The sequence below is a fragment of the Blautia marasmi genome (assembly GCF_900258535.1).
Taxonomy (GTDB): Bacteria; Bacillota; Clostridia; order Lachnospirales; family Lachnospiraceae; genus Blautia; species Blautia hominis.
This window is the reverse complement of record NZ_OIWX01000001.1, coordinates 4,377,830-4,400,348: the sequence shown is the minus strand read 5'-3', so window position 1 is coordinate 4,400,348 and position 22,519 is coordinate 4,377,830. Positions and strand designations below refer to the sequence as shown.

The following is a 22,519-nucleotide window of genomic DNA, read 5'->3' as shown; positions in this document are numbered from 1 at the left end:
ACCGTGTGAAAGACCGGCTAAAAAGCTGCCGGTCTCTCACACGGTTATGGCTCCATATTGATCTCATCCGATGGGTTCTTTTTCATCGCCGTCACTGTAAACATGGACTGCATAATTGACCCCGTCCTCCACATAATACTCCACATCCACGCTGAGGCCTGCCTTTATAAGTACGGGACAGTCCACAAGAGCCATGCCTAGATCATAGACCGTAGCCCTGTCTTCCCCCTCCCCTTGGTAAGTACGGCCTTCTGTATTCTCCTCGTCAATCCTCATGGTATTGCCATCCACGCTAAGGACATAACCTGCGGTCTCATAAGTTTCTCTTCCGCCTGACGGATCATAATGCCCGTTTTCATCAGTAAATTCATCCATGACACTGCTGGTATCCCCATTGTTTTCCCCATTTTCCTGGTTTTCCAAACTTTCACTGCCTTCTGCGTTCTCCTGGTTTTCCACGCTGCCCTGGCTGCTGCCTTCCCCCTGAGATGTGTCCTTCTTATCAGAATCTGTACTGCTTTCACCGGATTTTTCTTCTTCTGTCTTCTTCTTCGGATTTATTACCTTGGTATCTTCTTTTTTTGTTTCCTTGTCCTTCTTTGCCGTATCTTCTGTCTTTGTTTTTGTATCTTGCTCCTCCCTGCTGTCACCGCATCCTGCCAAAAGACTGGCAGATAAAATCGCTGCTGCTGCTAAAACCATGATTTTTCTTGCTCTCATATCCCTTTTTTCTCCTTTGTTCTTTCAGATTTTTCAGGGGCGGGTTTTAAACACCCAATTCCGGCTGAAAATTATTTTCCCCGGAATCGGATGATATCCTGCATGGAATCTGCTCCGGTTCCCAGGCCTTCGCAAGCTTTCCATCCAAAAACCCGAATGTCTGGCGGTATATCACGCTGTCCCAAACCTCAGGGTTCTTATCTGCCCCATTGCAAAATACTCCCAGGCTGTATATGATATAACTCCCCTCATATCTCTCTACCTGCTGTACATGGGAAGGGTGATACCCCAGCACCAGATCTGCCCCCGCTTCAACGGCTCTGTGTGCCCATTCCTCCTGGCTTTTGCCGGGCTTTTGGGCCCCTTCACTGCCCCAGTTCATACACACAATTACCATGTGTGCGCCTGCGCCCTTTGCCAGCTGTATATTCTTAACCAGCAGTGCCTGCATATCCATAGATTTGTCAAGCACATCAATGCCGATGAAGCCAATTTGAATTCCATTTACATTTTTAAAAGAAACCCGGTCATGTCCAAATGCTCCCACTCCCGCTTCGTTCAATGCAATGGCTGTATCGTAATAGCCGTCCTGTCCGTAGTCCTTTGTTCTGTCATTAGCCAGGTTCACTAAATCAATAGAACCCGCTTTGAAAATATCTGCATATTCTTTCTGTCCCTTAATGGGGTGCTTCCTGCCTGCTGCGGTCTCATCTGACATATCTCCGATAAAATTCGCAACATTTACATCGGCTTTATCCAGCTCTTTTTTCACCTTCTGAAAAAAGTAAGCCGGATCATCTTCCTTTTTGTATGCTTCCAGGAAACTTCCCTTTTCCCCTGTCCCCCGCTCGTCGCCAAAGATACAGGTACCGACAGCTCCAATGGTAACCTTTGTCATCTTAGATTCCAGTTCCTGTTCCCGGGCTGCCTGTGCTTTTAATTCTCTCTTTGCAGATACCTTTGGCACAAAAAACAGGAAAATGAAAAGCAGCGCTGCCAGCAGGAGCACACCTGATGTAAGTCTCTTCTTGATACGCCTGACCTGCCGGGCACGCCTTATCCGGTTCCTTCTGATCTTTTTATCCATAATAGCCCCTCTTTCACAGCAAATAACTGGATTTGCTGTCCATGTTTGGTATTATATAGAAAAGTTGTTACTAATATAAGCTATCTTATTTTAAGTTTGAACGACTTTACTTGTACAAACCAGTGACTATTTTTTTAATGAAATGACAAAGTTTGTGACTATCTTTGCATTTTTGTGTACAATAAAAAATAAATTCTTAACATGTCATATACCACAAATGTAAAATTTCCATCCTCTTTCCGCTGTTTATGCCCGGTTCCGAATGTAATCTATGACAGAATGCGTTACAGGTGTGTAACATTCCGGCAGACCGTATGGCCTGAGCACTTATCCGTATATTATCAGACAATATATCATTTTGCATGATAATAGTGTGAGCGTAACCCATATCCGTATAAACGTTTGGTGTTGTAATCCTAAACCGGACATGAGAACGGAGCTTTCCTTTACAAAACAGGGCACCAAAAGAGAGGATTATACTATTTTTATAAGATATGCTGTAAGCAAGGAGGCAAAACAATGGAATGGTTAACAAAATTAAGTAATGCCATCGCGTATATTGAAGAGAATCTGGACAAGGAGATTTCCTATGACAAGGCAGCAGAGATTGCCTGCTGCTCCACCTATTATTTCCAGCGCATGTTTTCTTATGTGGCAGGGATCCCCCTGTCTGATTACATCAGAAAACGAAAAATGACACAGGCTGCTTTTGAACTGCAGCGCACAAACCGGAAGGTTCTGGACATTGCCCTGAAGTACGGCTATACTTCCCCTACCTCATTCAACCGTGCCTTTCAAAGTGTACACGGGATTCCTCCCACAGCCGCTAGAAATGAAGGATGTGTTCTGAATGCATATCCCGCTGTCAGTTTTTCCGTCACTGTAACGGGAGAAACACCTATGACTTACCGCATCGAACAAAAAGAATCCATGCGCATTGCAGGCATACGCATCCCACTGACAGAAAACATGGAGAAAAACATGGAGGTTATCCCTTCTTTCTGGAAACAAACCATGGAAAGCCCAAAGTTCAGGGAAATCTGTTCCCTCTCTGACCAGAAACCCGGAACTATACTGGGTGTCAGTATTTATCAGGACCCGCTGCATATCTTCTATTATATAGCCGCCCAGACAGAAGGCCCGGTGCCTGAGGGGATGTTTGCATACACCATACCGGCTGCCACATGGGTAGTCTTTGAGAGCGACGGAAGCCTGAAACAGCAGGTGCAGGAAATATTCCGCCGGTTTGTGACAGAATGGCTGCCCTTCTCCGGATATGATTATGCATATCTGCCGGATGTAGAAGTCTATCCCATATATGAAAAGCAGCCGGAAAACGGCCACTTTCAGGTATGGATCGCAATAGCACAGAATAAGGAGCATTGATTTATGGATCATAAAGCAGAAATCAGAGAAATCGAGCCTATACGGGCTGCATTCATGAAATACCGTGGAGATGCCACCAAAGCCAACAGCATTTTCCCCCATGTGTTTAAGTCCGTCCGGGGAAAAACAAATGGCGCCCCATTTTTTTCTTATATCAGTATGGACCCGGAAACAAAGATGGGACAAATGGAATTGTGCGTTCCCACCTTAGAAACCCCAGCAGGCAACGGGGTAGAGGTAAAAGAATTTCCGCGTATAAAGGCCGTCTGTGTCACGCATATAGGTTCTTATGAGACACTTCCCCAGGCATATGAAGCCATAGACGCCTTTGCTTCCAGTCATCATCTGGTCCTAAAACCACCTTTTCGGGAAGTCTTCCTCAAGGGGCCGGGTATGATCTTAAAAGGAAACCCTGACAAATACATTACGGAAATCCAGTTTCCCATTGAGGAGGATTGAGGCAGTATGCAGCAGACAACGCAATACGCTATTTTGGCTGAAGATGTGTACAAACAATATAAAAACGGCGTGCAGGCTCTATCCGGACTGAGCCTGTCTGTAAAAAGAGGGGAAATTTTCACCCTGCTGGGGGAAAATGGTGCGGGGAAGTCAACCTTGATACGGATATTGACTACCTTTCTCAGACCGGACAGCGGAAGGATATCCGTTCTGGACTGGGACCTTCACAGGGATGCGGAAAAAATACGCGCCCGTATTGCCTGTGTTTCCCAGCAGACTTCCATTGATACTCATTTGTCACTTAAAGAAAATATGATGTTTCAGAGCCGTCTATACAGGATTCCCAAAGCCGCTGCCCAAAAACGTATGGACAAACTCATACACGCTTTTGACTTAATCCCGTATTTGGAATACCCGGTCTCCTCCTACTCCGGCGGCATAAAAAGGCGGCTGGATATTGCCCTGAATCTCATGTCCGAGCCGGAGATCCTTTTTCTGGATGAACCCACAGTTGGCATGGATATCCAGTCCCGTATGGCTATGTGGGAAATGTTAGGTAAAATACGGGAAGAATTTGGCACCACTGTCTTTCTGACAACACACTATCTGGAGGAAGCGGACAGCCTGAGTGATACTGTCTGCATCATGAAAGATGGCAGGGAGGCAGCCCAGGGTACGCCATTTGAGCTGAGACAGTATATCAGACAGGATATGATCCGTATCCGCTTTTCCTCCAAGGCGGCTGCCAAAGACTCTGCAGCGCCGATGGCCGGACTTTTTCCGGGCGGGAAGGTAAGGATCCAGGATAATTTCTGTATGATCTTCACAGAGGATATCCACACAGATTTGACAAAAGCCAATGTATATCTGCTGAAAAACAATATACCTTTTCTGGGTATTGAGATAAAGCAGCCGTCTTTGGATGACATATTTCTGAAATTCACAGAGGATACCGGAAAGGGGAGCTGCATATGACGGTCTTTGCCATCCTATGGAAAAATATAAAATGGCGCTTTCACAACAAATTCACCATTGTCATCACGCTGACCCAGCCTTTTCTCTGGCTGGCCTTATACAGCGCGGTTGCCGGTCAGACCATGAAAGGGGCAGCGATAGGCAATTACACGGCATTTATTCTGCCGGGCCTCATGGTGCTGGTCTCCTTCTCTGTGTGCAGCAGCAGCGGTATCATGAATTACATGCTGAAGGCGGAAGGCAGCTTCTACAGAATCCTCATCGCTCCGGTCAAAAGGAGCTCCATCATACTTGGACAGATCCTGGAGGGTGTTCTCTGCACCTTTTTGGAGGTGGGGATCATGGGGATCTTGAGTTTATTCTTTTCCGTAAAATTCAGTGCCGGCCTTATTGGCATCTCCATCATACTGCTGCTGGTCTTTCTGACAGCATTTTTTATGTCTGGTATTTGTTATGGCATCAGCCTGATCCTCCCCAATGAGATGATGTACGAGACAGTAATGAATGCCATTGTGCTTCCTGTTTTCTTTTTAAGCTCTGCTTTGTTTCCCGTTGACGGCACTGCGGGAGTGCTGAAAGCCGCAGTAAATCTCAACCCTTTTACACATGTGATCAATCATATACGCTCTATTTTGCTGTATGGGACCATACATGGCAGGGAGCTTGTCTTTACTGTATGCCTGCTGCTTCTTATGGGAGGGCTGGGATTTTTCTTTGCCGCTTACAGGCTGAAAAAGGAAACAGATCTGTAGTTATTTCAGCGCATTTTTCTCCTGCAGATACCTTTCTATTTCCGCCTGCTCCAACCTCCGTATCCGGGTGTTTGCATACTCCCGGTATTCTTTCTCAGAAAAAACAGGCAGCATAGTTTCACATCTCTTATTTCGGTTCTTTTTCAAATAAACCTGCAATTCTTCTGTACCGGGGAAGATTTTATATGAAACTCTTCCCTGGGTATTCTTCAGTTCATAGATTCCGCATGACTTTTTCATGGTAAAATCAGCAGTTCGCAGATAGAGCTTTGCCTGCTCCAAAGACGCAAACGGAAAATTCCACCTCTGCATGCCTCTTTTCGGTTCCCGTTCCATACAGATACAGCGCCCGCATGTTCCGCAGATGTACTGGGTATGATCTCTCAGACAATCTTTGGGATTTAAAAGCGGCGTGATTCGGTCCTCATATGCATAGCACTCCCGGCACATTCTAAACACATCCTTTCTTTTTTCTCATTTTATCCTTGTCAAAAGTATAAACCATTACATGATGTAAGAGTCAAGATACGAATTCTACATCTTGACAAAACCACCATGTTGTACCTGGCAACCGGTGCTCCCACAATGATATTTGTCATATGCGGATTTGCCTGCCTTCCATTCCAGAACTCAGAAGCCAAGACGAAGGACATCTCACGTTTTCAAAAACCCTGCCTATAAACCGCGGGGCCATTGTCATTGCGGACACCCTGATCTGGCTGCCCATTGCCCTGCCCGGGCGGCGGCAGACTGTACATCATATTCTGCCACTGGATTCCATGGCGCAGATCATTCGCACCGCCTTTACCAGCGATGCATTTTACGTTGGAGTTGTTCCTTATTTTTTCATATGCATAAACTGACAGTGCAAATAGTTCACTACTAGTTGCTGTCCTTTCTCTCCTTTCTCACCTATACTTATAGCAGAGCAAACACGAAGGAGAAAGCATATGGATTTTTCAGACATCGGATTTCAGATCCGCGCCAAACGCAAGGCAAAATCCTGGAGCCAGGAAAAACTGGCTGAGGAAGTTCATCTAAGTGCAGCATATATTGGAATGATCGAGCGCGGTGAAAAAATCCCCACACTGGAAACCTTCTCCGTGATCGCCAATGCTCTGGAAGCCTCTGCAGATGAACTTCTCTCGGGAGTCATCAGTGCCAGCCATGAGGCCAGAATGTCAAAGTACGCAGAGCAAATGCGCTCCCTGGATTTCAAAAGCCAGAGGGTGCTTCAGGAGATCATTGAAATATTCTTAAAAAACTATCCGAAATAACTCGGAGATCCATCTGCATATACATCCGCGACTGCATCGAAATAACATATCCTACGGTTTCTTTATTCTTCTCGCTGTAAATTGATACCAATATAAAAACCGGCATTGATCTTTATATTTAAACCAATGCCGGTCCCCCATTATTTATACAATTCTATTCTTCCTCAAAATCATTGGTCAGTTTAAATCTGTCCAGCACATAGAACAACAGGCTTAAGAGCATTCCAACCACACAAGCCAAGACCATACCCTTTAATTCTATCTGTCCAAATCTGACAGAGATTCCCGACAAACCGGTCACAAATATCACAGATGTCAGCGCCAGATTTCTGGAACGGCCATAATCCACACGTCCATCCACCAGAATCCGGATACCAGAAGTACCGATCATACCATACAGAAGGAAAGAAATCCCTCCGATGACCGGTCCCGGAATGGTGCTGATAAGTGCTGACAGTTTACCCACAAAGGAGCAGACAATGGAAAGCACTGCGGCTCCGCCGATCACATATACACTGTAAACCCTTGTCACTGCCATAACACCGATATTCTCACCGTATGTGGTAGTGGGCACTGAACCGATAAAACCGGAGATCATGGTAGAAAAGTTATCCGCAAAAAGGGAGCGGTGCAGTCCAGGGTCCTTGATCAAATCCCTTCCCACTATCTTACCCGTAACAATCTGATGTCCGATATGCTCCGAAGCAATGACCAGAATGACCGGAAGAATGATCAATACTGCCTGCAGATTAAACTTAGGCGCTGAGAAATTTGGCATTGCAAAGATAGAGGCATTTGCCACCTCCGTAAAATCCACGATCCCGCAGAGCAGTGCCGCAGCATATCCCGCAAGGATCGCTATCAGAATGGGAATCACCGACAAAAATTTCCGGAACACTACTGAGCCAATCACCGCAACGCCCAAAGTCACCAAAAATACGACCGCGTTTTTCGGGTCCACTGCCTCATCCAGCATACCTGCATTGTTGGCCGCCGTGCTTGACAATTCCAGACCGATAAGGGCCACCACCGGACCCATGGCTGCCGGAGGGAGCACAATATCTATCCAGTCAGAGCCGAATTTGTAAATGATAAAAGACAGAATACATCCCAAAAATCCCACTGCCACAAACCCGCCCAGTGCATAAGCGTATCCGAATTTACTGATCACAATACCGGCCGGTGCGATAAAAGCAAAACTGGAACCCAGATAAGCCGGCGCCTTCCCCTTAGTTATCAGTATAAAAAGCAGGGTTCCCACACCGTTCATAAACAGGACCACTGCCGGATTGATACCAAACAAAAACGGAACCAGCACAGACGCGCCGAACATGGCAAACATATGCTGGATACTGAGTGGTATCAGAAGTTTTGGCGGAACTTTCTCTTCCACCTGGATAATTCTTCGATTTTCCACAATATTTCTCCTCTCTTAAATCCTTTTCCGTTTATTTTAACACAATAGCCGGTAATCTGCCATACAAAATTCGACGTTTCCAAAGGTAATACATCCTATCTGCTAAGAAAAAAGCCTGCATGGAATCTCTTCCACACAGGCCTCTGTCTCAAATTTTATTTCACATCCAGTTCAAACCCAAAATAACGCACCGCATTATTATAAGAAATCCCTTTCACAATTTTCTCCAGCATCTTCCTATCCTTAGGGTACTCTCCGTTTTCCACCCAATTTCCGATCAGCTCACAAAGTATCCTTCTAAAATACTCATGCCGCGGATAAGAAAGAAAACTTCTGGAATCTGTCAGCATACCGATAAAATTACCCAGCAGTCCCAGATTTGCCAAGGAGGTCATCTGTTTTGTCATTCCTGTCTTATGGTCATTGAACCACCATGCGGAACCCTGCTGTATTTTTCCCACAGCGTCAGAGTTCTGGAAGCACCCGATAATGGTACCGATGGCCTCATCATCATTGGGATTCAGACTGTAGATAATGGTTTTTGGAAGATTTCCCTCCTGATCCAGTGCGTTTAAGTAGTCCGCGATCTGTCCTGACGGCGCATAATTATTGATGCAGTCATATCCTGTATCCGGCCCCACTTTTGCGTACATATCTTTGTTATTGTCACGTTTACAGCCATAATGGAGCTGCATTGCCCAGCCCATCTTTGCATACTCCGCGGCAGCAAAAAGCATAAATGCAGTCTTAAACTTCAGCTCTTCCTCTCTGGTAACCGTCTCATCATTCAGACGTTTCTGGAAAATAGCCTCTACCTCATCCTCTGCTGCCGGAACATACATAACAAACTCCAGCCCATGGTCTGACGCACGGCATCCCATCTCATTGAAAAATGCCATTCTGGACTTAAGAGCTGTCTTTAAATCCTCAAAAGACTGGATGTCCATATCGGCCGCTGCCGCTAAAGTCTCCAGATACTGGCCGTAATCCGCTTTTTCCAGATTCATGGCCTTGTCCGGTCTCCATGCAGGAAGCACCTGTACCGGAAAGCTGGTATCCTCTGCAAGCACCTTATGCCATTTCAGGTCATCTGCCGGGTCGTCTGTGGTACAGATCAGTGTGACATTTGACTGGATGATCAGGTTTCTCGCACTCATGGAAGGCTCCCGGAGCTTTTCATTGCACAGGTTCCATACCTCCTCCGCAGTGTCCCCGTTTAAAACACCTGTATATCCGAAATACCGCTGCAGTTCCAGATGGCTCCAGTGAAACAGGGGATTGCCGATAGCTTTCTCCAGCGTCTCCGCCCATTTCTGGAATTTTTCCCTGTCCGGTGCATCACCGGTAATATAGCGCTCCTCCACACCGTTGGAACGCATTTGGCGCCATTTGTAATGGTCTCCGCCCAGCCATACCTGCGTGATGTTCTCAAACCTTCTGTCCTCTGCGATCTCCTGAGGATTGATATGGCAGTGGTAGTCAAGAACCGGTACCTTAGCCGCAAGATCATGATATAATTCCTGTGCAGTGGGTGTACTTAAAAGAAAATCTTTGTCCATAAATTGTTTCATAAAACATTGCCTCCTTATATTTTTATACATATCCCATCAGGCTTGACAGCCACGGGCTGAGCTTTGGGATATAAGTTACCTCTTTTTGTCAAAAGTCCGTGGTACACCGTTTTTCCAGACGGCACCGCACATATTTTCTGTGCTCCACGTCCTCCCCTTTTAATACCTCCATCAGGGAGTCAATCGTCATTTTACATAACAGATCACCCCTGCCGTCTATGGATGTCAGCTCCGGCTCGCATCCAATGGAAAGTTCTGAATTATTGTAACCTATGATACTGATATCCTTGGGCACGGACAGCCTCTTTGCCCTGGCATATTTTACAGCGCCCACTGCCAGGCCGTCATCTGTGGCGATGACCCCGTCAAACTCCAGATCTCTTCTGGCCAGCAAAATATCCCGCACCAGATGGATCTCATTCTTAATATAGACCTTGCGCTCCCCAAGCACCGGAATACCTGCCGCCTTCAGAGCATCCTCGTATCCCTGCAGCTTGTGCATCGCACTGTATGAATAAGAGTCGCTGAGGAACAGGATCTGCCTCCTGCCGGACGCAAGCATGGCGGAAGCGGCATCATAGACAGACTGGTAATCGTCTGTGAGCATACAGTAGATATTCTCCCCGCTGATAAAGCCGTTCATAATAAAGACCGGGATCTCTTCGGAAGCCTTCTTAATATAAGTAATGTCTTCCCCATACTCCTTGTCCCCCGCATAACAGGAACCAACTAAAAGCAGCGCGTCAATGCGCTTCTGCAGGATCATCTGCACAGAGATCTCCTTGTCCTCCTGTTCATATCCGCTGCAGTATAAAAAACAGTCATATCCGTAGTTCCTCAGGTTCTTTTCCAGGTAGGACACAGCAGACGCCATATAATGGTCTGAGACACTGGGACAGATAATGCCCACTGTCTTCATGGAGTTAAGGCTCATGCCCCTGGCAAATACATTCGGTATGTAGTCATTGGCTGCCATGACTGCCCGTACCTTTTCTTTTGTCTTTTCACTCACCTTGGGACTGTCATTGACCACGCGTGATACTGTCGCAATGGAAACCCCTGCCAGCTTGGCGATATCGTATATATTCATAATCCCACTATCCTTTCACCGTGGAAGTGTAAGCCCTTACACTTTATTTTTCATTATACAGATAGAAAAAAGAAAAATCAATTCTTTTCGCCGCCATATTTTTCACAAGTTTTCCACTATATTTTTGTCTATTTTTAATAAATATCTTATTTTTTACAGGATTTTGAAAATTCAAGTTGACGAAACCCCTGCCAAGTTGTAGATTTAGTGTAAGCTCTTACATTTCAAACTTTCCCATTATTTGGAATGGCACTTTATGAAGGAGGATGAAAATTCCCATGCAGACTTATCTGAAGATCCATCCGGATGACAGTGTTGCCGTAGCGCTTACACCGCTTACAAAAGGCACTTCTGTCCATTTGGACAACAAGGAACTCCTGTTATCAGAGGATATTCCCCAGGGGCACAAGTTTGCCCTGAAGGATATCCGGACAGGTGAGGCAGTCATCAAGTACGGCTCCCCAATCGGACTGGCTAAGGAGGATATTGCCCCAGGCACCTGGATCCATACACATAATATGAAGACAGGCCTGGGCGAGGTTCTCACCTATTCGTATCATAAGAACACAGCTGAACTTCCCGTTACAGAAGACCGCTTCTTTAACGGCTACAAAAGAGACAGCGGCCGGGTGGGTGTCCGCAACGAAATCTGGATCATCCCTACTGTAGGCTGTGTCAACAATGTGGCATCCGCCATTGAAAGACAGGCACAGATCTATAAGACGGGCACCATCGACGATATCGCAGCATTTCCCCATCCGTACGGATGCTCCCAAATGGGGGATGACCAGGAATACACACGGCAGATACTCGCAGACTTGGTCAACCATCCCAATGCAGGCGGTGTTCTGGTACTTGGGCTTGGATGTGAAAACAGCAATATTGAGGAACTGAAAAAATATATTGGGTCCTATGATCCCCAAAGAGTTCGATTTCTGACAGCCCAGGAATCCGAGGATGAGATCCGTGATGGACTTGCTATGATCCGGGAACTTGCAGATTATGCAGGCAGCTTTACAAGAGAACCCATCAGCTGCAGGGAACTTGTCATCGGTATGAAGTGCGGCGGCAGCGACGGTCTGTCCGGCATCACTGCCAACCCCACTGTGGGAGGTTTCTCTGATCTGCTCATCTCCAAGGGCGGCACCACTATTCTGACGGAAGTACCTGAGATGTTCGGCGCAGAGACCCTGCTTATGAACCGCTGTGCCAATGAGGCACTGTTTGCCAAAACAGTTGATCTGATCAATGGTTTTAAGAATTATTTCAAAAGCCACAACCAGACAATTTACGAAAATCCGTCACCCGGCAATAAAAAAGGCGGGATCTCCACACTGGAGGACAAGTCCATGGGATGTACCCAGAAATCAGGCAGCGCGCCTGTGAAAGGTGTTCTCTCCTACGGCGAACCGGTGAAGGAAAAGGGACTGAACCTGTTGAGCGCTCCGGGCAATGACCTGGTGGCCTCCACAGCTCTGGCCGCTTCAGGGGCTCATATTGTCCTGTTTACCACAGGAAGAGGCACCCCTTTTGCGTCCCCTGTGCCTACCGTGAAAATTTCCAGTAACTCTGCGCTCTATGAGAAGAAGAAAAACTGGATCGACTTCAACTGCGGCCCCTTGGTGGAGGGTGTCACATTGGAGGAGTTGAGCGGCCAGCTTTTTGAATATGTGCTGCGCGTAGCTTCCGGGGAGAAGGTTAAAGCAGAGGAAGCCGGTTTTCACGATATGGCGATTTTTAAGCAAGGTGTAACCCTCTAAACCCACACTGCTGCAGTCAGACACAACGCCGGGTTTTAACCGAGTCTTTCTGCAGCTTAAAGGGGAAAATAAACCGACAGGAGAATAGAAATCATGGAAAAACTCAGTTATCAGATATTAAAAGAGAAAAAATATAAAGGCTATCTTCTCCCGGAGGCTCCCGAACGTGTACTCCAGTTCGGAGAAGGCAATTTTATGCGCGCCTTTACAGACTACTTTATTGATGTATTAAATGAAAAGACAGGGTTTCATGGCAAAGCAGTCCTTGTACAGCCCAGGCAAAAACGCCCGGGCCACAGCCTTGCCGATGATCTGAATGCGCAGGAAGGGCTCTATACTTTATACCTGCGGGGCTTTGAAAATGGCAAAAGGGTCAGCGATAAGCGGGTCATTTCCTGTGTCAGCCGCTGCCTCAATGCCTATGCAGACTATGAGGCAGTTATGGCTTGTGCGGAAAATCCGGACCTTCGTTACATAACCTGCAATACAACGGAGGCAGGGATCGTCTACGACCCTTCCTGTGCGTTTGAGGATAAGCCGGCTGCCAGCTTTCCGGGTAAACTGACCCAGTTCCTATACCGCCGCTATGAAATCTTTGGCCGTAACAAAGGAAAAGGATTTGTCATCCTACCCTGCGAACTGATCGCTGAAAACGGAAAAGAACTGAAAAAATGTGTGCTCTCCTATGCCACACAGTGGAACCTGGAACAAGATTTCCTCACTTGGCTGGACGAAGAAAATATGTTTTGTTCCACACTTGTGGACCGGATCGTGACCGGTTTTCCCAAAGGGGAGGAGGATACGCTGAACCGGGAAAACGGCTGGGAGGATGCTGCCATGGATACCGGAGAAGTATTTGCCTTTTGGGTAATAGAAGGACCTGCCTCCTTAAAAGAAGAACTCCGGTTTGAGGAAGCCGGACTCCCGGTACTCATCACCGATGACCACAAACCATACAAGGAGCGCAAAGTGCGCATCTTAAATGGTGCCCATACCTCCATGGTCATGGGCGCGTATCTGGCCGGATTTGACATTGTGCGTGACTGTATGGAGGATGCCGCCATCTGCGGTTTTATGAATCATGCGGTCTATGACGAAATCATCCCTACCCTGTCTCTTCCAAAGGAAGAACTGGAAAGTTTCGCATCTGCTGTCACGGAGCGTTTTAAAAATCCGTTTATAGACCATGCACTGCTGTCCATCTCCCTGAATTCCACTTCCAAGTGGAAAGCAAGGGTACTGCCGTCCTTGACAGCCTATGCAGAACAGACTGGAAAACTGCCTGTCTGCCTCACCGCGTCTTTTGCTTTTTATCTGACATTCTACCAGGGCAGAGAACTGACCGACACCGGACTTGCCGCCAGCCGCCCAAAAGGCGACACTTACACCGTATCGGACGACCGGAGTGTGCTTACCTTCTTTGCCGCCCATAAAGAGGATGGACCGGAAGAATATGTACACGCAGTCTGCGCCAATGAGGCACTCTGGGATATGGATCTGACATCCCTGCCCGGATTTGAAGCTGCGGTAACAGATATGCTGAAAAAGATTCAGAAAGACGGCGCCTATGAGTTGATCAAGTCTGTCTGCTGATTTAGAGTGTGTCTGAAAATTCATTCCGACACACTCTAGTGCAATATAATAGCCCCAAATGGAAACCTGTATTTATTAGTTTCCATTTGGGGCTAATTTCTGTGCGGCTGCGCAGATTGTAACATCTTTCCCTGTATATGGTTTCCCTGCCACATCATCATAAAATCCTATACAGGTAAGACCCGCACCTTCTATTTCCGCCTTAAAGGTTTCCCTGGTGTACCGCTGATTCCAAAGATTATAGCAGGCACAGTCATCTTCTGTGATTATCACATATTGTTCCAGGGTATTGGCCGTTTCCCGGTATCGGTAATTGCGCTGGATCACCACATGAGGGGCCGCGGACCAAAATCCCTCCTTCTGATACCCGACCGTTTCAAGTTCCTCAAACGGTGCCGCATCCGTAAATCCGTCGAGAATCAAAATCCCGCCCTTTTTCAGGGCTTTTTTAATTTTTTCAAGAAGAATCTTCCTGTCCATTGGAGGCAGTACCCCAAAATCACAATAGATCAAGGTAATGACATCAAATTCCTCCCGGTAATCCATTTCCAGATAATTCTTATAATAATATCGGATTTCCCTGCCCACCTTCGCAGCGTGTTCTTCCGCGTACCGGACAGAACGCTTGGAAAGATCAAGACCTGTCACCTGGAATCCCCGCGCATCAAACAATTCGGCATAAAGCCCCGGTCCACATCCTAAATCAAGAAGTCTTTTTCCGGTCCCGCCCCCGCAGAAATCTGCAATCCAGTCCGCAGATCTTTTTATAAAATCATGCTGTCTGGTGGCTCCCTCATCATCCGGATCCAGGTGCGCTTCCAGCATATACTTGGAAATATGTACATCATCCCAGAAAGCAGAGGTGCTTGGCTCATAGACCTTTGGCCTTTGTTTCATATAACTGATTAATTTACTACTGTTATTTTCCAAATGATTTCCTCCCTGTCCCGCTCTCTGCTTTCTCTGTGTCTACCGTTTTCCATCGCTGCAGTTGGCGGCATCAATGGCGATCACGGTCAGCAGTCCGATCAGTTCATCATCCTGGCAGGCATAATCGATCACATACGTGTCACCCCAATGGAAAGGCTCCTTCCGAATATGCATGATGGGACAGCATTCCTGATAGACATCATAATCCCATTCCAGAAAGTCTCCCTCCACTCTCCAGTCATTGTAATCAATCTCGTATTTGGGTTTAAACAGTGCAAAGCGCTTTTGTATACTTCCCAGAACCCTGCCGCCTGTTATCAGCTCGAATCTGGGCATGACCGTCATCAGCTTCTCTCTCACCATACCCACTTCCTCACCGGTGTCGTGACGATAAATATGGATCTTGTGGCCAATAGAAAGAAACTCTCCTTTTACAAAATATTTTGGCGTTCCGTTCTCATCATATACATCATAAGTATCCGTCCATGAAAACACTCTCTGTTTTATCAGTAATTTCATATATCCTTCCTCCTTTACCATTCAACCAGCACAGCACCCCAGGTAAGCCCTGCTCCGAAACCTGACAGGACAACCTTGTCCCCTTTTTCTAATTTGCCCTCACGGTTCATCTCATCCAGCAGGATTGGAATACTGGCTGCCGAGGTATTCCCGTGCCGCTCCAGGTTCATGGGGAATTTCTCCTCATCCTCCTTCAGCCTTTTTGCCACAGACTGGATAATCCTGCTGTTGGCCTGGTGCAGAACATAATACTTGATCTCCTCTTTTTCTATTCCTGTTTTCTCAAGCACCTGCATGATACACTCCGGTACCTTCTTCACTGCGAATTTGAACACAGGCTGTCCTTCCATGGCCACATAATCCGTCTCCTGTATGCCCGGCACCAGCACATTTTTCATCTGGCGGGCACCGCAGGTGAGAACCTGGTCACCTCTGCCGTCTGACCACTGGACCATATCCACAAACCCGGTCTCATCAGCTCTTACCACAACAGCACCCGCTCCGTCCCCGAACAGCACGCATGTACTCCTGTCTTCCCAGTTCAGCAGCTTTGACAGGGTTTCCGCTCCGATTATCAGGGCATTTTTATAAACTCCGCTCTTTATATACGCCTGAACTGTACTCAGTGCAAATACAAACCCGGAGCAGGCCGCACTCAAATCGAATCCCACAGCATGAGAGGCGCCTATGGCCTTCTGCACCTGGCAGGCAGTGTTTGGAAAAAAAGAATCCGGCGTACAGGTAGCCACTATGATCAGCTCCACATCCTCAGCATCCATGTTGGCATTCTCCAGTGCTTTTTTCGCGGCACGGCATGCCAGTATTGTTGTATTTTCCTCTTTTGCGATTCTCCTCTCCCGGATTCCGGTCCGGGTGGAGATCCATTCATCGTTTGTATCCACAACCCTGGATAAATCATCGTTCGTCACAATATTTTCAGGAACTGCACTGCCTGTTCCGGCTATCCTTGCTACCATACTCTTCCTACCTCTTATTCTATCATATTTTCACCGGATCCTATCCGGGAATTCCTTTATGCCTTCAAATAGTTTGATAATCAAATCTTTTCTTTCAAAGTATACTAAGAAAGAGGCCGTTTGTCAACTACACAAACGGCCTCTGGCCTTCTCACTCGTCTTCTTTATATATTTTCTGGATTTCCTGGGAGAGTTCCCGGCTCAGATCATCCAAGTCAATTCCCGTTCCCACACCACTGTATGAGGAATGATCCGGTTTCGGTCTGGTATTATAGTCCTGTTCCCGCAGTTTTGCCATATCGGGGATTTCTCTTGTCTTTTCTCCCGGCTCCTCTGTCTGCCTGCGGAGTGTCTGACTCTGGCTGCCGCTTCCCTGGCTGCCGCTCCCGCTTCTTTTGCTCCCGGAAGGGGCCCGCCCGGATGATGTATTGCCGCGGCTCTTCTCTGTAGTCTTATAAACAGTCTTCTTCTTTGTCTTCTTTTTTCTGCCCGGCAGCGAAGGAAGGCTGAATTTCCTCTTTTTCCGGTTAAACAAAGGCTCCCTGCTGCTCCCTCGTCCCTGCTTTTTCTCCCTGTTCCGAAGAAGAGGGGCCGCCTGCACCGCAATCCCCAAAAAAGCCAGGATCAGACCCAGCAGCCAGGTCCCTGCACCGCCGTCTTTGCCTGTCATGGAAAACAGGATCCTGATTGCGCCCAAACCACCGCAGATTCCCGTAATGCCGATAATCACATACTCCTCATAACCGATAGCCATGGTAGCGGCAAAGATTCCTATAGCAATGCAGATGATCCTGCCGGTATTTGTAGGTGCGCTTAGAAAAGAGTTTGCCAGCGCATACACCAGACCCGCACAAAGCACAAAAATTCCCAATTTATAGAAAACCCAGGCAAGCAGGCCAAGCACCACTGCACCGGCTATTCCTGCAATTACCGCGTACTTTGCCTCATGAAGAAAATAATATCCCGCGATTCCGCCTCCCGCGGCACCGATCAAAAGTCCAAGGATACTGCCCCAGATCTTTCTGAGCTTATATCCCATGAAACAATTCAGCAGTGCAAAAACAAGCCCTGCCAGCATAATTCCCGTCGTATACTTTTCCGTAACATTCCCATACTGGGAAGTTACAATGTTTAAAATATCTGCCGGATTCATATTAATCACCTTACCCCTTATCTGAAATGTATTTATTTGTAACGCTTTACGTCTGTTTCCTTCCTGATACTGCCCAAAGGCCCCGGACAAGTAAAAACCACTCTCTCCCCTGATACCGGATTTTACTTTTGTTTTAAATACACGTTTTTAATATACTTCAGGGTATCTTTCTCCCCTTTTTCCGCCAGCATGCGCAGCAAGAACTCCAGATCCTCATTGGTCTTCTCATGCACAAACCAAAGCCGGTCCCTGCTCTTCAGAAAATAAGCCAAAGGTGCCTGGTCCGTATAGGTTCCGGGATTATACACCCTGGAAGCACTGATCCGGTCCATGACCATCTCTGCGATATATCTCCTGGGCATGGGAACGCCCTGTATAACGGTTCTGCAGTCCACACCATAGTCCACCCAGTGTTCAAAATGGTGCTTATTTCTTCCATAATGATGGATCCAGGAAGTGGACAGCCCTGTGGCCTCCCGCTCCGCATTGTTGGGGCTTCTGTTTCCCTGATAATACCTGCATCCCACGGAAAACTCCGTCCAGGAATATTTTGACAGGTCGTGCAGAAGACCCTGCCGGTACAGACCTATTTTAAAACAGTAGCGCATGACCAGCAGCTTATGGCTGGTAATTGTCTTGAAATGTGCCCATATATGCATTACGCTGTTTCCTGCTTTCCGATTAATATTGCAATGGTTCTGGACGGCACCTCCACAGCTCTTTTTCCTTTTCCTTTCTGCTTTGCCGTCTTCACATCTTCCTCTGTAAATACCTTTCCTTCCTGCTTACCGGTGCTCACCACGAATTTCCACACAGCCCCTTTCGGCAGATTGGGGAGTGCAAAGTCATGGGGCATCCAGTGCAGATTGTAGGCTACAAACAAAAACTCTTTCTCCTGCCTGCCGTAGTCTCCGCAGTACATCATGCCCAGATGCCGCAGATTTCTCTCACAGGGCGCGTACCAGGCCTGCGCTCCATGATAAGACAGATCAGGATAACCAAGTGCCCTGTAATCCACGCCTTTCAGCTCCTCCTGCATGTGCAGGATATAATATTTCTTTCTGAAGGCAATGGCCTCTTTCACAAATTCGTATAATTCCTGATTGGATTTAAAGGCATTCCAGTCCACCCAGCCGATCTCATTGTCCTGACACCAGGCATTATTGTTGCCCCTCTGGGAATTTCCAAACTCATCGCCCTGGAAGATCAGAGGCGTTCCCTGGCTTAACAGAAGGAGCAGAAATGCGTTCTTAAGCTGCTGCAGCCTCAGCTCCCTGACCGTTCTCTTCCTGGTTGGCCCCTCCGTCCCGCAGTTCCAGCTGCAGTTATACTCCATGCCGTCCCTGTTGTCCTCACCATTGTCCTCGTTGTGTTTTTCATCATAGGACACCATATCCATCATGGTGAAGCCGTCCTGGTCCGCCAGATAATTGATGATTCCCGTCTCTTTTGGGTTTCTGCGGTTCCGGTAAATGAAATCTTCCAGCATGTTCTCATCACTTTTCAGCAGATGGCGCATGCAGTAAAGAAATCCTTCATTGTACTCTGCCACATTCTTATAGGCAGGTTCTTTTCCCTGGTAAAGATATCCGCCGTCCACATCATGAAAAAAGAGCTTCGTCCTGGAAAGCAGTGCATCCCTCACCAAAACCTCCTGGCAGATACCGCTCCCCATGAGATGAAAACCATCCACATGGTACTGCATCTTCCAGTAATGCAGAATATCCAGCATAGCGGAAGGGCTGACAGAGCCATCAAAGTAGAATTCCATCAGGCATTCCATCCCGGCTTTATGAAGCGCATCCACCAGATGGGAAAATTCCCGCACAGGGCGGTCCGTAGCACAAAAAGATGCCTTAGGCGCCAAATAATTGGCCTCACCTGTATATCCCCAGCAGTTCACCTGCTTTGGCACGCTGCTTGGATAGGCAAAGGAGGGTTCTCCCCGCCTCCCGGTGCTTCGCACTTTTGCTGTTTCCCTGTAGTCATAAGCAGGCATTAAGAGCACTGCCGTGGCCCCCAGGTTTTTCAGATACTCTATCTTCTGCTCCAGTCCCTTAAATGTTCCTTTTAAACGCACTCTGGAATTTTTCTGCATGGTATATTCCCGCACCTGCAGCTTATAGATAATGGTATCGGCCAGGGAAGAGGGCTTAAAATCCTCATCCTGCCATCTGTATTTGTCTTTCCGGAAACCACACCGGATGATATCCGGATTTTCATTCTGTTCCTGGCCGAACGGCCCTGTACCGGACAGATAGACCGCATAGGGGTCCTGTATCACTTCATTTCCGATACGGTAATTATACTCATAGCGGTCCGGAGAAATGCCTTCCACACAGACAGAGATCAAATTTCCTATCTTTTTCTCATCTGTTAGTGCAATCTCCTTCACCGGCTCCTTCTCTCCTGTATGATACAGAAGCAGAAATGCCTCCTCCCCATGGGGGATGGAAACCGTAAACTGATATCCCTTATCTGTCCTGGCTACTCCCGGTTTTCCCGGATATACGGGCAAAGCTTGTATCTCCTTTGATGCCTCGTCACTTCTCTTCATCAAGCTGTCCACCTCATTTCAATTTCTCCTGCTCCGAACACAGGACCTCCATCCTGTCATGTACTGCCGGTGCATCCTGCTCATCTGTCATGGTAATAATGGTATCGCTGGCCATTAGTATGGTGCGCCCCTTTGGGATCAATTCCACACCGTTTCTCTGCACTGCCACCAGAAGGCAGTTTTTCGGCCATTCAATCTGCTGCACCATTTTATTTTGCAGTTCACAGTTATGGCGTACCACAAACTCCTGCAAAATCTTCTCCCCTGTTTTCTCCGGAACCGGTTCGCCCCGCTTTCTCAGCAGATTTTCCAGCAGGCTCTCATAAATGGGCTGTGATTTCACAGCCGTTGCCACCAGAAAGGCCACAATAGACACCAGGGACAGGGACAGCATCTGGCTGACACTGCCTGTCATCTCAAAGATCAAGATGATACCTGTAATCGGCGCCCGCACGATAGCTGTAAAATACCCGGCCATTGCAAGCATGATCAGATTGTTCAGATAATCCGGATCAAGGCCCAGGTACTGCACCGCAAATGTTCCGTATGCCCCGCCGATCAAAGCCCCCAGAACCAGCAGCGGAAAGAAAATGCCACCCGGTGCCCCGGAGCCAAAGGAGACGGCGGAAAATATAAGTTTCATCACAAACAGCAGAAGGATGGTTTTCAGCATCACATTGCCCTCTGTGATAATATCAATAATATTATGTCCGCTGCCCAGGATTTCCGGCATGATAAAGCCCAATGCCCCAGCCAGCAGAAACGGAATGAGAAGCCTGGTCGTCTCAGCTCTCTTCCCCTTTATTTTTCCAAACAATGACTGGGAAAAAAGCGTCATCTTGTTATAAAAAGCTCCCATCAGTCCCAAGATGATCCCCAGCACAATAATATGTCCGTAATACTTAGCCGGAATAGAGCCTGTTATCTCAAACTGAAACACAGAACGGAATCCCAGAAATCTGGAAGATATGTAATCTGCCGTGATGGATGCTGTCATGACTGACACCAGCACAGACACGGAAAAATTCTTGTGGATCTCCTCCAGAGAAAACATGACACCAGCCAGCGGTGCATGGAATGCAGCGGAAAGACCGGCACTGGCACCGCAGGTCAGCAGGAACTTTTCCTCTGTCTTGCTCCTGTCCAGTATTTTCGATACTGCCTTCCCCGCCATGGCTCCAATCTGTATGGACGGGCCTTCTCTTCCCAGGGACAGCCCTGCGAACAATGACAAAAAGCCGCCCAAAAATTTTGCAGGCAGCACTCTCCACCAAATCTGATTTAATTTTCCTGCCATCTCTCCCTCCACCTGCGGAATACCGCTCCCGGAGATAAATGACTCATATTTTACCAGACGCCCCACAACACAGGCCAAAATAAATAATACCAAAAACCAGCCCCCTGCAACCAGGGGATATTTTCTTCCGTAATCAAGGACCATGTTCATGCCCCTGCCCGCGTACTCCAGCAGTACCCGGTACAAAAGGACCACAAGTCCGGCCACAATTCCCACCAGAAACCCTTCTGCTGTCAAAATAGACTTAAAATGCTCTGCTCTCTTAATCACATAGGAAGTGTCCCGCTTCACAATGATTCCTCCCTCTTTGGTACCTCGTCTTATGCGAAAGACTACCCGTAACTGATCCGTATTTTCACAGTTACAGCTATTCTCATTATACGTGTGCCCCCATAAAATTGCAATCGCCAATTCGTAACTGTTGCAATCTTTTCCTTAATCTGATAGTATGAAAGCAGTCCAAATGCGGTGCAGAGCTGTATTTGGAAAACTGAGAGGTAACTGTAAAACCACGTGACAGTTACACTGAAAGAAAAGAAGAGAGGTATCACATATGAGTGAAGAAACATTCACAGCAAATATCGGCGGCTGCGACCCAAGTGACTGCGCTTCCTGCAGTTCTGACTGCCAGAGCGCCGGCAAAGGTTCTATCCCAAGAGTTCCGAACCCGACCATCAAGCTGACCCTTGAGGACAATACGGTTCTGGAGTGTGCCGTACTCACCACTTTCCCTGTGGAGGACTTCGGTGAGTTCATTGCTCTCGTTCCCCTTGACAAAGACGGCAAGAGCACATCCGGGGAGACCTATCTGTTCCGTTATGCAGAGGATGGAGACGGCAACCCTGTTGTAACTAATATTGAACGGGAAGATGAGTACATGGCTGCTGCTGAGAGCTTCCATGAATTTATCGCCAATCTTCCGAGTGAAGAGGATACAGAAGAAGAGTAACGGCAGTGGCGGGGGAAGTGAAACCGGTATCCCCCATCTGTAAAATTACC

At 47.4% G+C, this 22,519-nt stretch carries 21 protein-coding genes; 8 read left to right on the top strand and 13 right to left on the bottom strand.

Annotated elements, in window-relative coordinates; translation table 11 throughout:
• Positions 1-63: 63 nt before the first annotated feature.
• Complete coding sequence (locus C6P39_RS19090; RefSeq protein ID WP_095170581.1) at positions 64-720, bottom strand: hypothetical protein; 657 nt, start codon at positions 718-720, stop codon at positions 64-66.
• Positions 721-766: 46 nt separating this feature from the next.
• Positions 767-1,807, bottom strand: a complete 1,041-nt coding sequence (locus C6P39_RS19085) for a CapA family protein (RefSeq protein ID WP_104804851.1) — start codon at positions 1,805-1,807, stop codon at positions 767-769.
• A 519-nt stretch (positions 1,808-2,326) separates the two neighbouring features.
• Between C6P39_RS19085 and C6P39_RS19080 the strand changes: the two genes are divergently transcribed.
• The 4 genes from C6P39_RS19080 to C6P39_RS19065 are packed head-to-tail and all read left to right on the top strand — an operon-like array spanning position 2,327 to position 5,379.
• A complete protein-coding gene (locus tag C6P39_RS19080; protein ID WP_104804850.1) occupies positions 2,327-3,193 on the top strand; it encodes an AraC family transcriptional regulator in 867 nt (288 codons plus the stop codon).
• Between the two features lie 3 nt (positions 3,194-3,196).
• Entirely contained in the window at positions 3,197-3,652 is a 456-nt protein-coding gene (locus C6P39_RS19075) for a GyrI-like domain-containing protein (protein WP_095170587.1), read from the top strand.
• A gap of 6 nt (positions 3,653-3,658) precedes the next feature.
• Positions 3,659-4,627, top strand: a complete 969-nt coding sequence (locus C6P39_RS19070) for an ABC transporter ATP-binding protein (protein ID WP_104804849.1) — start codon at positions 3,659-3,661, stop codon at positions 4,625-4,627.
• A complete protein-coding gene (locus C6P39_RS19065; RefSeq protein WP_104804848.1) occupies positions 4,624-5,379 on the top strand; it encodes an ABC transporter permease in 756 nt (251 codons plus the stop codon). Before C6P39_RS19070 ends, C6P39_RS19065 begins: the two co-directional genes overlap by 4 nt.
• Here C6P39_RS19065 and C6P39_RS19060 read toward each other — a convergent pair whose 3' ends face one another.
• Positions 5,380-5,829 carry a hypothetical protein gene (locus C6P39_RS19060; RefSeq protein ID WP_104804847.1) on the bottom strand — a complete coding sequence of 150 codons (450 nt, stop codon included), beginning with the start codon at positions 5,827-5,829 and terminating at the stop codon, positions 5,380-5,382.
• A gap of 500 nt (positions 5,830-6,329) precedes the next feature.
• On the opposite strand from C6P39_RS19060, the gene C6P39_RS19050 reads away from it, so the two are divergent.
• A complete protein-coding gene (locus C6P39_RS19050; RefSeq protein ID WP_065542505.1) occupies positions 6,330-6,656 on the top strand; it encodes a helix-turn-helix domain-containing protein in 327 nt (108 codons plus the stop codon).
• Positions 6,657-6,810: 154 nt separating this feature from the next.
• On the opposite strand, the gene uraA is transcribed toward C6P39_RS19050, so the two are convergent.
• The 3 genes from uraA to C6P39_RS19035 all read right to left on the bottom strand — a co-directional run bounded on the left by uraA (position 6,811) and on the right by C6P39_RS19035 (position 10,734).
• Positions 6,811-8,073: a uracil permease gene (gene uraA / locus C6P39_RS19045; RefSeq protein WP_104804845.1), complete on the bottom strand. Its 1,263-nt coding sequence runs from the start codon at positions 8,071-8,073 to the stop codon at positions 6,811-6,813.
• Positions 8,074-8,228: 155 nt separating this feature from the next.
• Positions 8,229-9,644: a glucuronate isomerase gene (gene uxaC / locus C6P39_RS19040; RefSeq protein ID WP_104804844.1), complete on the bottom strand. Its 1,416-nt coding sequence runs from the start codon at positions 9,642-9,644 to the stop codon at positions 8,229-8,231.
• Between the two features lie 88 nt (positions 9,645-9,732).
• Positions 9,733-10,734 carry a LacI family DNA-binding transcriptional regulator gene (locus C6P39_RS19035; protein ID WP_104804843.1) on the bottom strand — a complete coding sequence of 334 codons (1,002 nt, stop codon included), beginning with the start codon at positions 10,732-10,734 and terminating at the stop codon, positions 9,733-9,735.
• A gap of 278 nt (positions 10,735-11,012) precedes the next feature.
• Between C6P39_RS19035 and C6P39_RS19030 the strand changes: the two genes are divergently transcribed.
• Positions 11,013-12,494, top strand: coding sequence for a UxaA family hydrolase (locus tag C6P39_RS19030; protein WP_104804842.1), 1,482 nt, complete (start codon positions 11,013-11,015; stop codon positions 12,492-12,494).
• Between the two features lie 93 nt (positions 12,495-12,587).
• Entirely contained in the window at positions 12,588-14,087 is a 1,500-nt protein-coding gene (locus C6P39_RS19025; protein WP_104804841.1) for a tagaturonate reductase, read from the top strand.
• Positions 14,088-14,162: 75 nt separating this feature from the next.
• On the opposite strand, the gene C6P39_RS19020 is transcribed toward C6P39_RS19025, so the two are convergent.
• From C6P39_RS19020 to C6P39_RS18990, 7 genes are all read right to left on the bottom strand, one after another.
• Entirely contained in the window at positions 14,163-15,017 is an 855-nt protein-coding gene (locus C6P39_RS19020; protein WP_242987081.1) for a class I SAM-dependent methyltransferase, read from the bottom strand.
• 39 nt (positions 15,018-15,056) lie between these two features.
• On the bottom strand, positions 15,057-15,536 hold the full coding sequence (locus C6P39_RS19015; protein WP_095170608.1) for an LURP-one-related/scramblase family protein: 480 nt from the start codon (positions 15,534-15,536) through the stop codon (positions 15,057-15,059).
• 14 nt (positions 15,537-15,550) lie between these two features.
• Positions 15,551-16,513: a beta-ketoacyl-ACP synthase III gene (locus tag C6P39_RS19010; protein ID WP_095170610.1), complete on the bottom strand. Its 963-nt coding sequence runs from the start codon at positions 16,511-16,513 to the stop codon at positions 15,551-15,553.
• 151 nt (positions 16,514-16,664) lie between these two features.
• A complete protein-coding gene (locus C6P39_RS19005) occupies positions 16,665-17,666 on the bottom strand; it encodes an ABC-2 transporter permease (protein ID WP_158661628.1) in 1,002 nt (333 codons plus the stop codon).
• Between the two features lie 122 nt (positions 17,667-17,788).
• Positions 17,789-18,325: a DUF5662 family protein gene (locus C6P39_RS19000; protein ID WP_104804839.1), complete on the bottom strand. Its 537-nt coding sequence runs from the start codon at positions 18,323-18,325 to the stop codon at positions 17,789-17,791.
• Complete coding sequence (locus tag C6P39_RS18995; protein WP_242987080.1) at positions 18,325-20,223, bottom strand: alpha-amylase family glycosyl hydrolase; 1,899 nt, start codon at positions 20,221-20,223, stop codon at positions 18,325-18,327. Before C6P39_RS18995 ends, C6P39_RS19000 begins: the two co-directional genes overlap by 1 nt.
• Positions 20,224-20,236: 13 nt before the next feature.
• Entirely contained in the window at positions 20,237-21,811 is a 1,575-nt protein-coding gene (locus tag C6P39_RS18990) for a ClC family H(+)/Cl(-) exchange transporter (protein ID WP_095170616.1), read from the bottom strand.
• A 262-nt stretch (positions 21,812-22,073) separates the two neighbouring features.
• Here C6P39_RS18990 and C6P39_RS18985 point away from each other — a divergent pair, with 262 nt between their 5' ends.
• Positions 22,074-22,469, top strand: coding sequence for a DUF1292 domain-containing protein (locus C6P39_RS18985; protein ID WP_095170618.1), 396 nt, complete (start codon positions 22,074-22,076; stop codon positions 22,467-22,469).
• Positions 22,470-22,519: the final 50 nt, after the last annotated feature.

Excerpts from the sequence above, each read along its gene's own strand:
- C6P39_RS19090 (WP_095170581.1), bottom strand. The coding sequence starts at position 720 with ATGAGAGCAAGAAAAATCATGGTTTTAGCAGCAGCAGCGATTTTATCT.
- C6P39_RS19085 (WP_104804851.1), bottom strand. The coding sequence starts at position 1,807 with ATGGATAAAAAGATCAGAAGGAACCGGATAAGGCGTGCCCGGCAGGTC.
- C6P39_RS19080 (WP_104804850.1), top strand. The coding sequence starts at position 2,327 with ATGGAATGGTTAACAAAATTAAGTAATGCCATCGCGTATATTGAAGAG.
- C6P39_RS19075 (WP_095170587.1), top strand. The coding sequence starts at position 3,197 with ATGGATCATAAAGCAGAAATCAGAGAAATCGAGCCTATACGGGCTGCA.
- C6P39_RS19070 (WP_104804849.1), top strand. The coding sequence starts at position 3,659 with ATGCAGCAGACAACGCAATACGCTATTTTGGCTGAAGATGTGTACAAA.
- C6P39_RS19065 (WP_104804848.1), top strand. The coding sequence starts at position 4,624 with ATGACGGTCTTTGCCATCCTATGGAAAAATATAAAATGGCGCTTTCAC.
- C6P39_RS19060 (WP_104804847.1), bottom strand. The coding sequence starts at position 5,829 with ATGTGCCGGGAGTGCTATGCATATGAGGACCGAATCACGCCGCTTTTA.
- C6P39_RS19050 (WP_065542505.1), top strand. The coding sequence starts at position 6,330 with ATGGATTTTTCAGACATCGGATTTCAGATCCGCGCCAAACGCAAGGCA.
- uxaC (WP_104804844.1), bottom strand. The coding sequence starts at position 9,644 with ATGAAACAATTTATGGACAAAGATTTTCTTTTAAGTACACCCACTGCA.
- C6P39_RS19035 (WP_104804843.1), bottom strand. The coding sequence starts at position 10,734 with ATGAATATATACGATATCGCCAAGCTGGCAGGGGTTTCCATTGCGACA.
- C6P39_RS19030 (WP_104804842.1), top strand. The coding sequence starts at position 11,013 with ATGCAGACTTATCTGAAGATCCATCCGGATGACAGTGTTGCCGTAGCG.
- C6P39_RS19025 (WP_104804841.1), top strand. The coding sequence starts at position 12,588 with ATGGAAAAACTCAGTTATCAGATATTAAAAGAGAAAAAATATAAAGGC.
- C6P39_RS19015 (WP_095170608.1), bottom strand. The coding sequence starts at position 15,536 with ATGAAATTACTGATAAAACAGAGAGTGTTTTCATGGACGGATACTTAT.
- C6P39_RS19010 (WP_095170610.1), bottom strand. The coding sequence starts at position 16,513 with ATGGTAGCAAGGATAGCCGGAACAGGCAGTGCAGTTCCTGAAAATATT.
- C6P39_RS19005 (WP_158661628.1), bottom strand. The coding sequence starts at position 17,666 with ATGAATCCGGCAGATATTTTAAACATTGTAACTTCCCAGTATGGGAAT.
- C6P39_RS19000 (WP_104804839.1), bottom strand. The coding sequence starts at position 18,325 with ATGCATATATGGGCACATTTCAAGACAATTACCAGCCATAAGCTGCTG.
- C6P39_RS18995 (WP_242987080.1), bottom strand. The coding sequence starts at position 20,223 with ATGAAGAGAAGTGACGAGGCATCAAAGGAGATACAAGCTTTGCCCGTA.
- C6P39_RS18985 (WP_095170618.1), top strand. The coding sequence starts at position 22,074 with ATGAGTGAAGAAACATTCACAGCAAATATCGGCGGCTGCGACCCAAGT.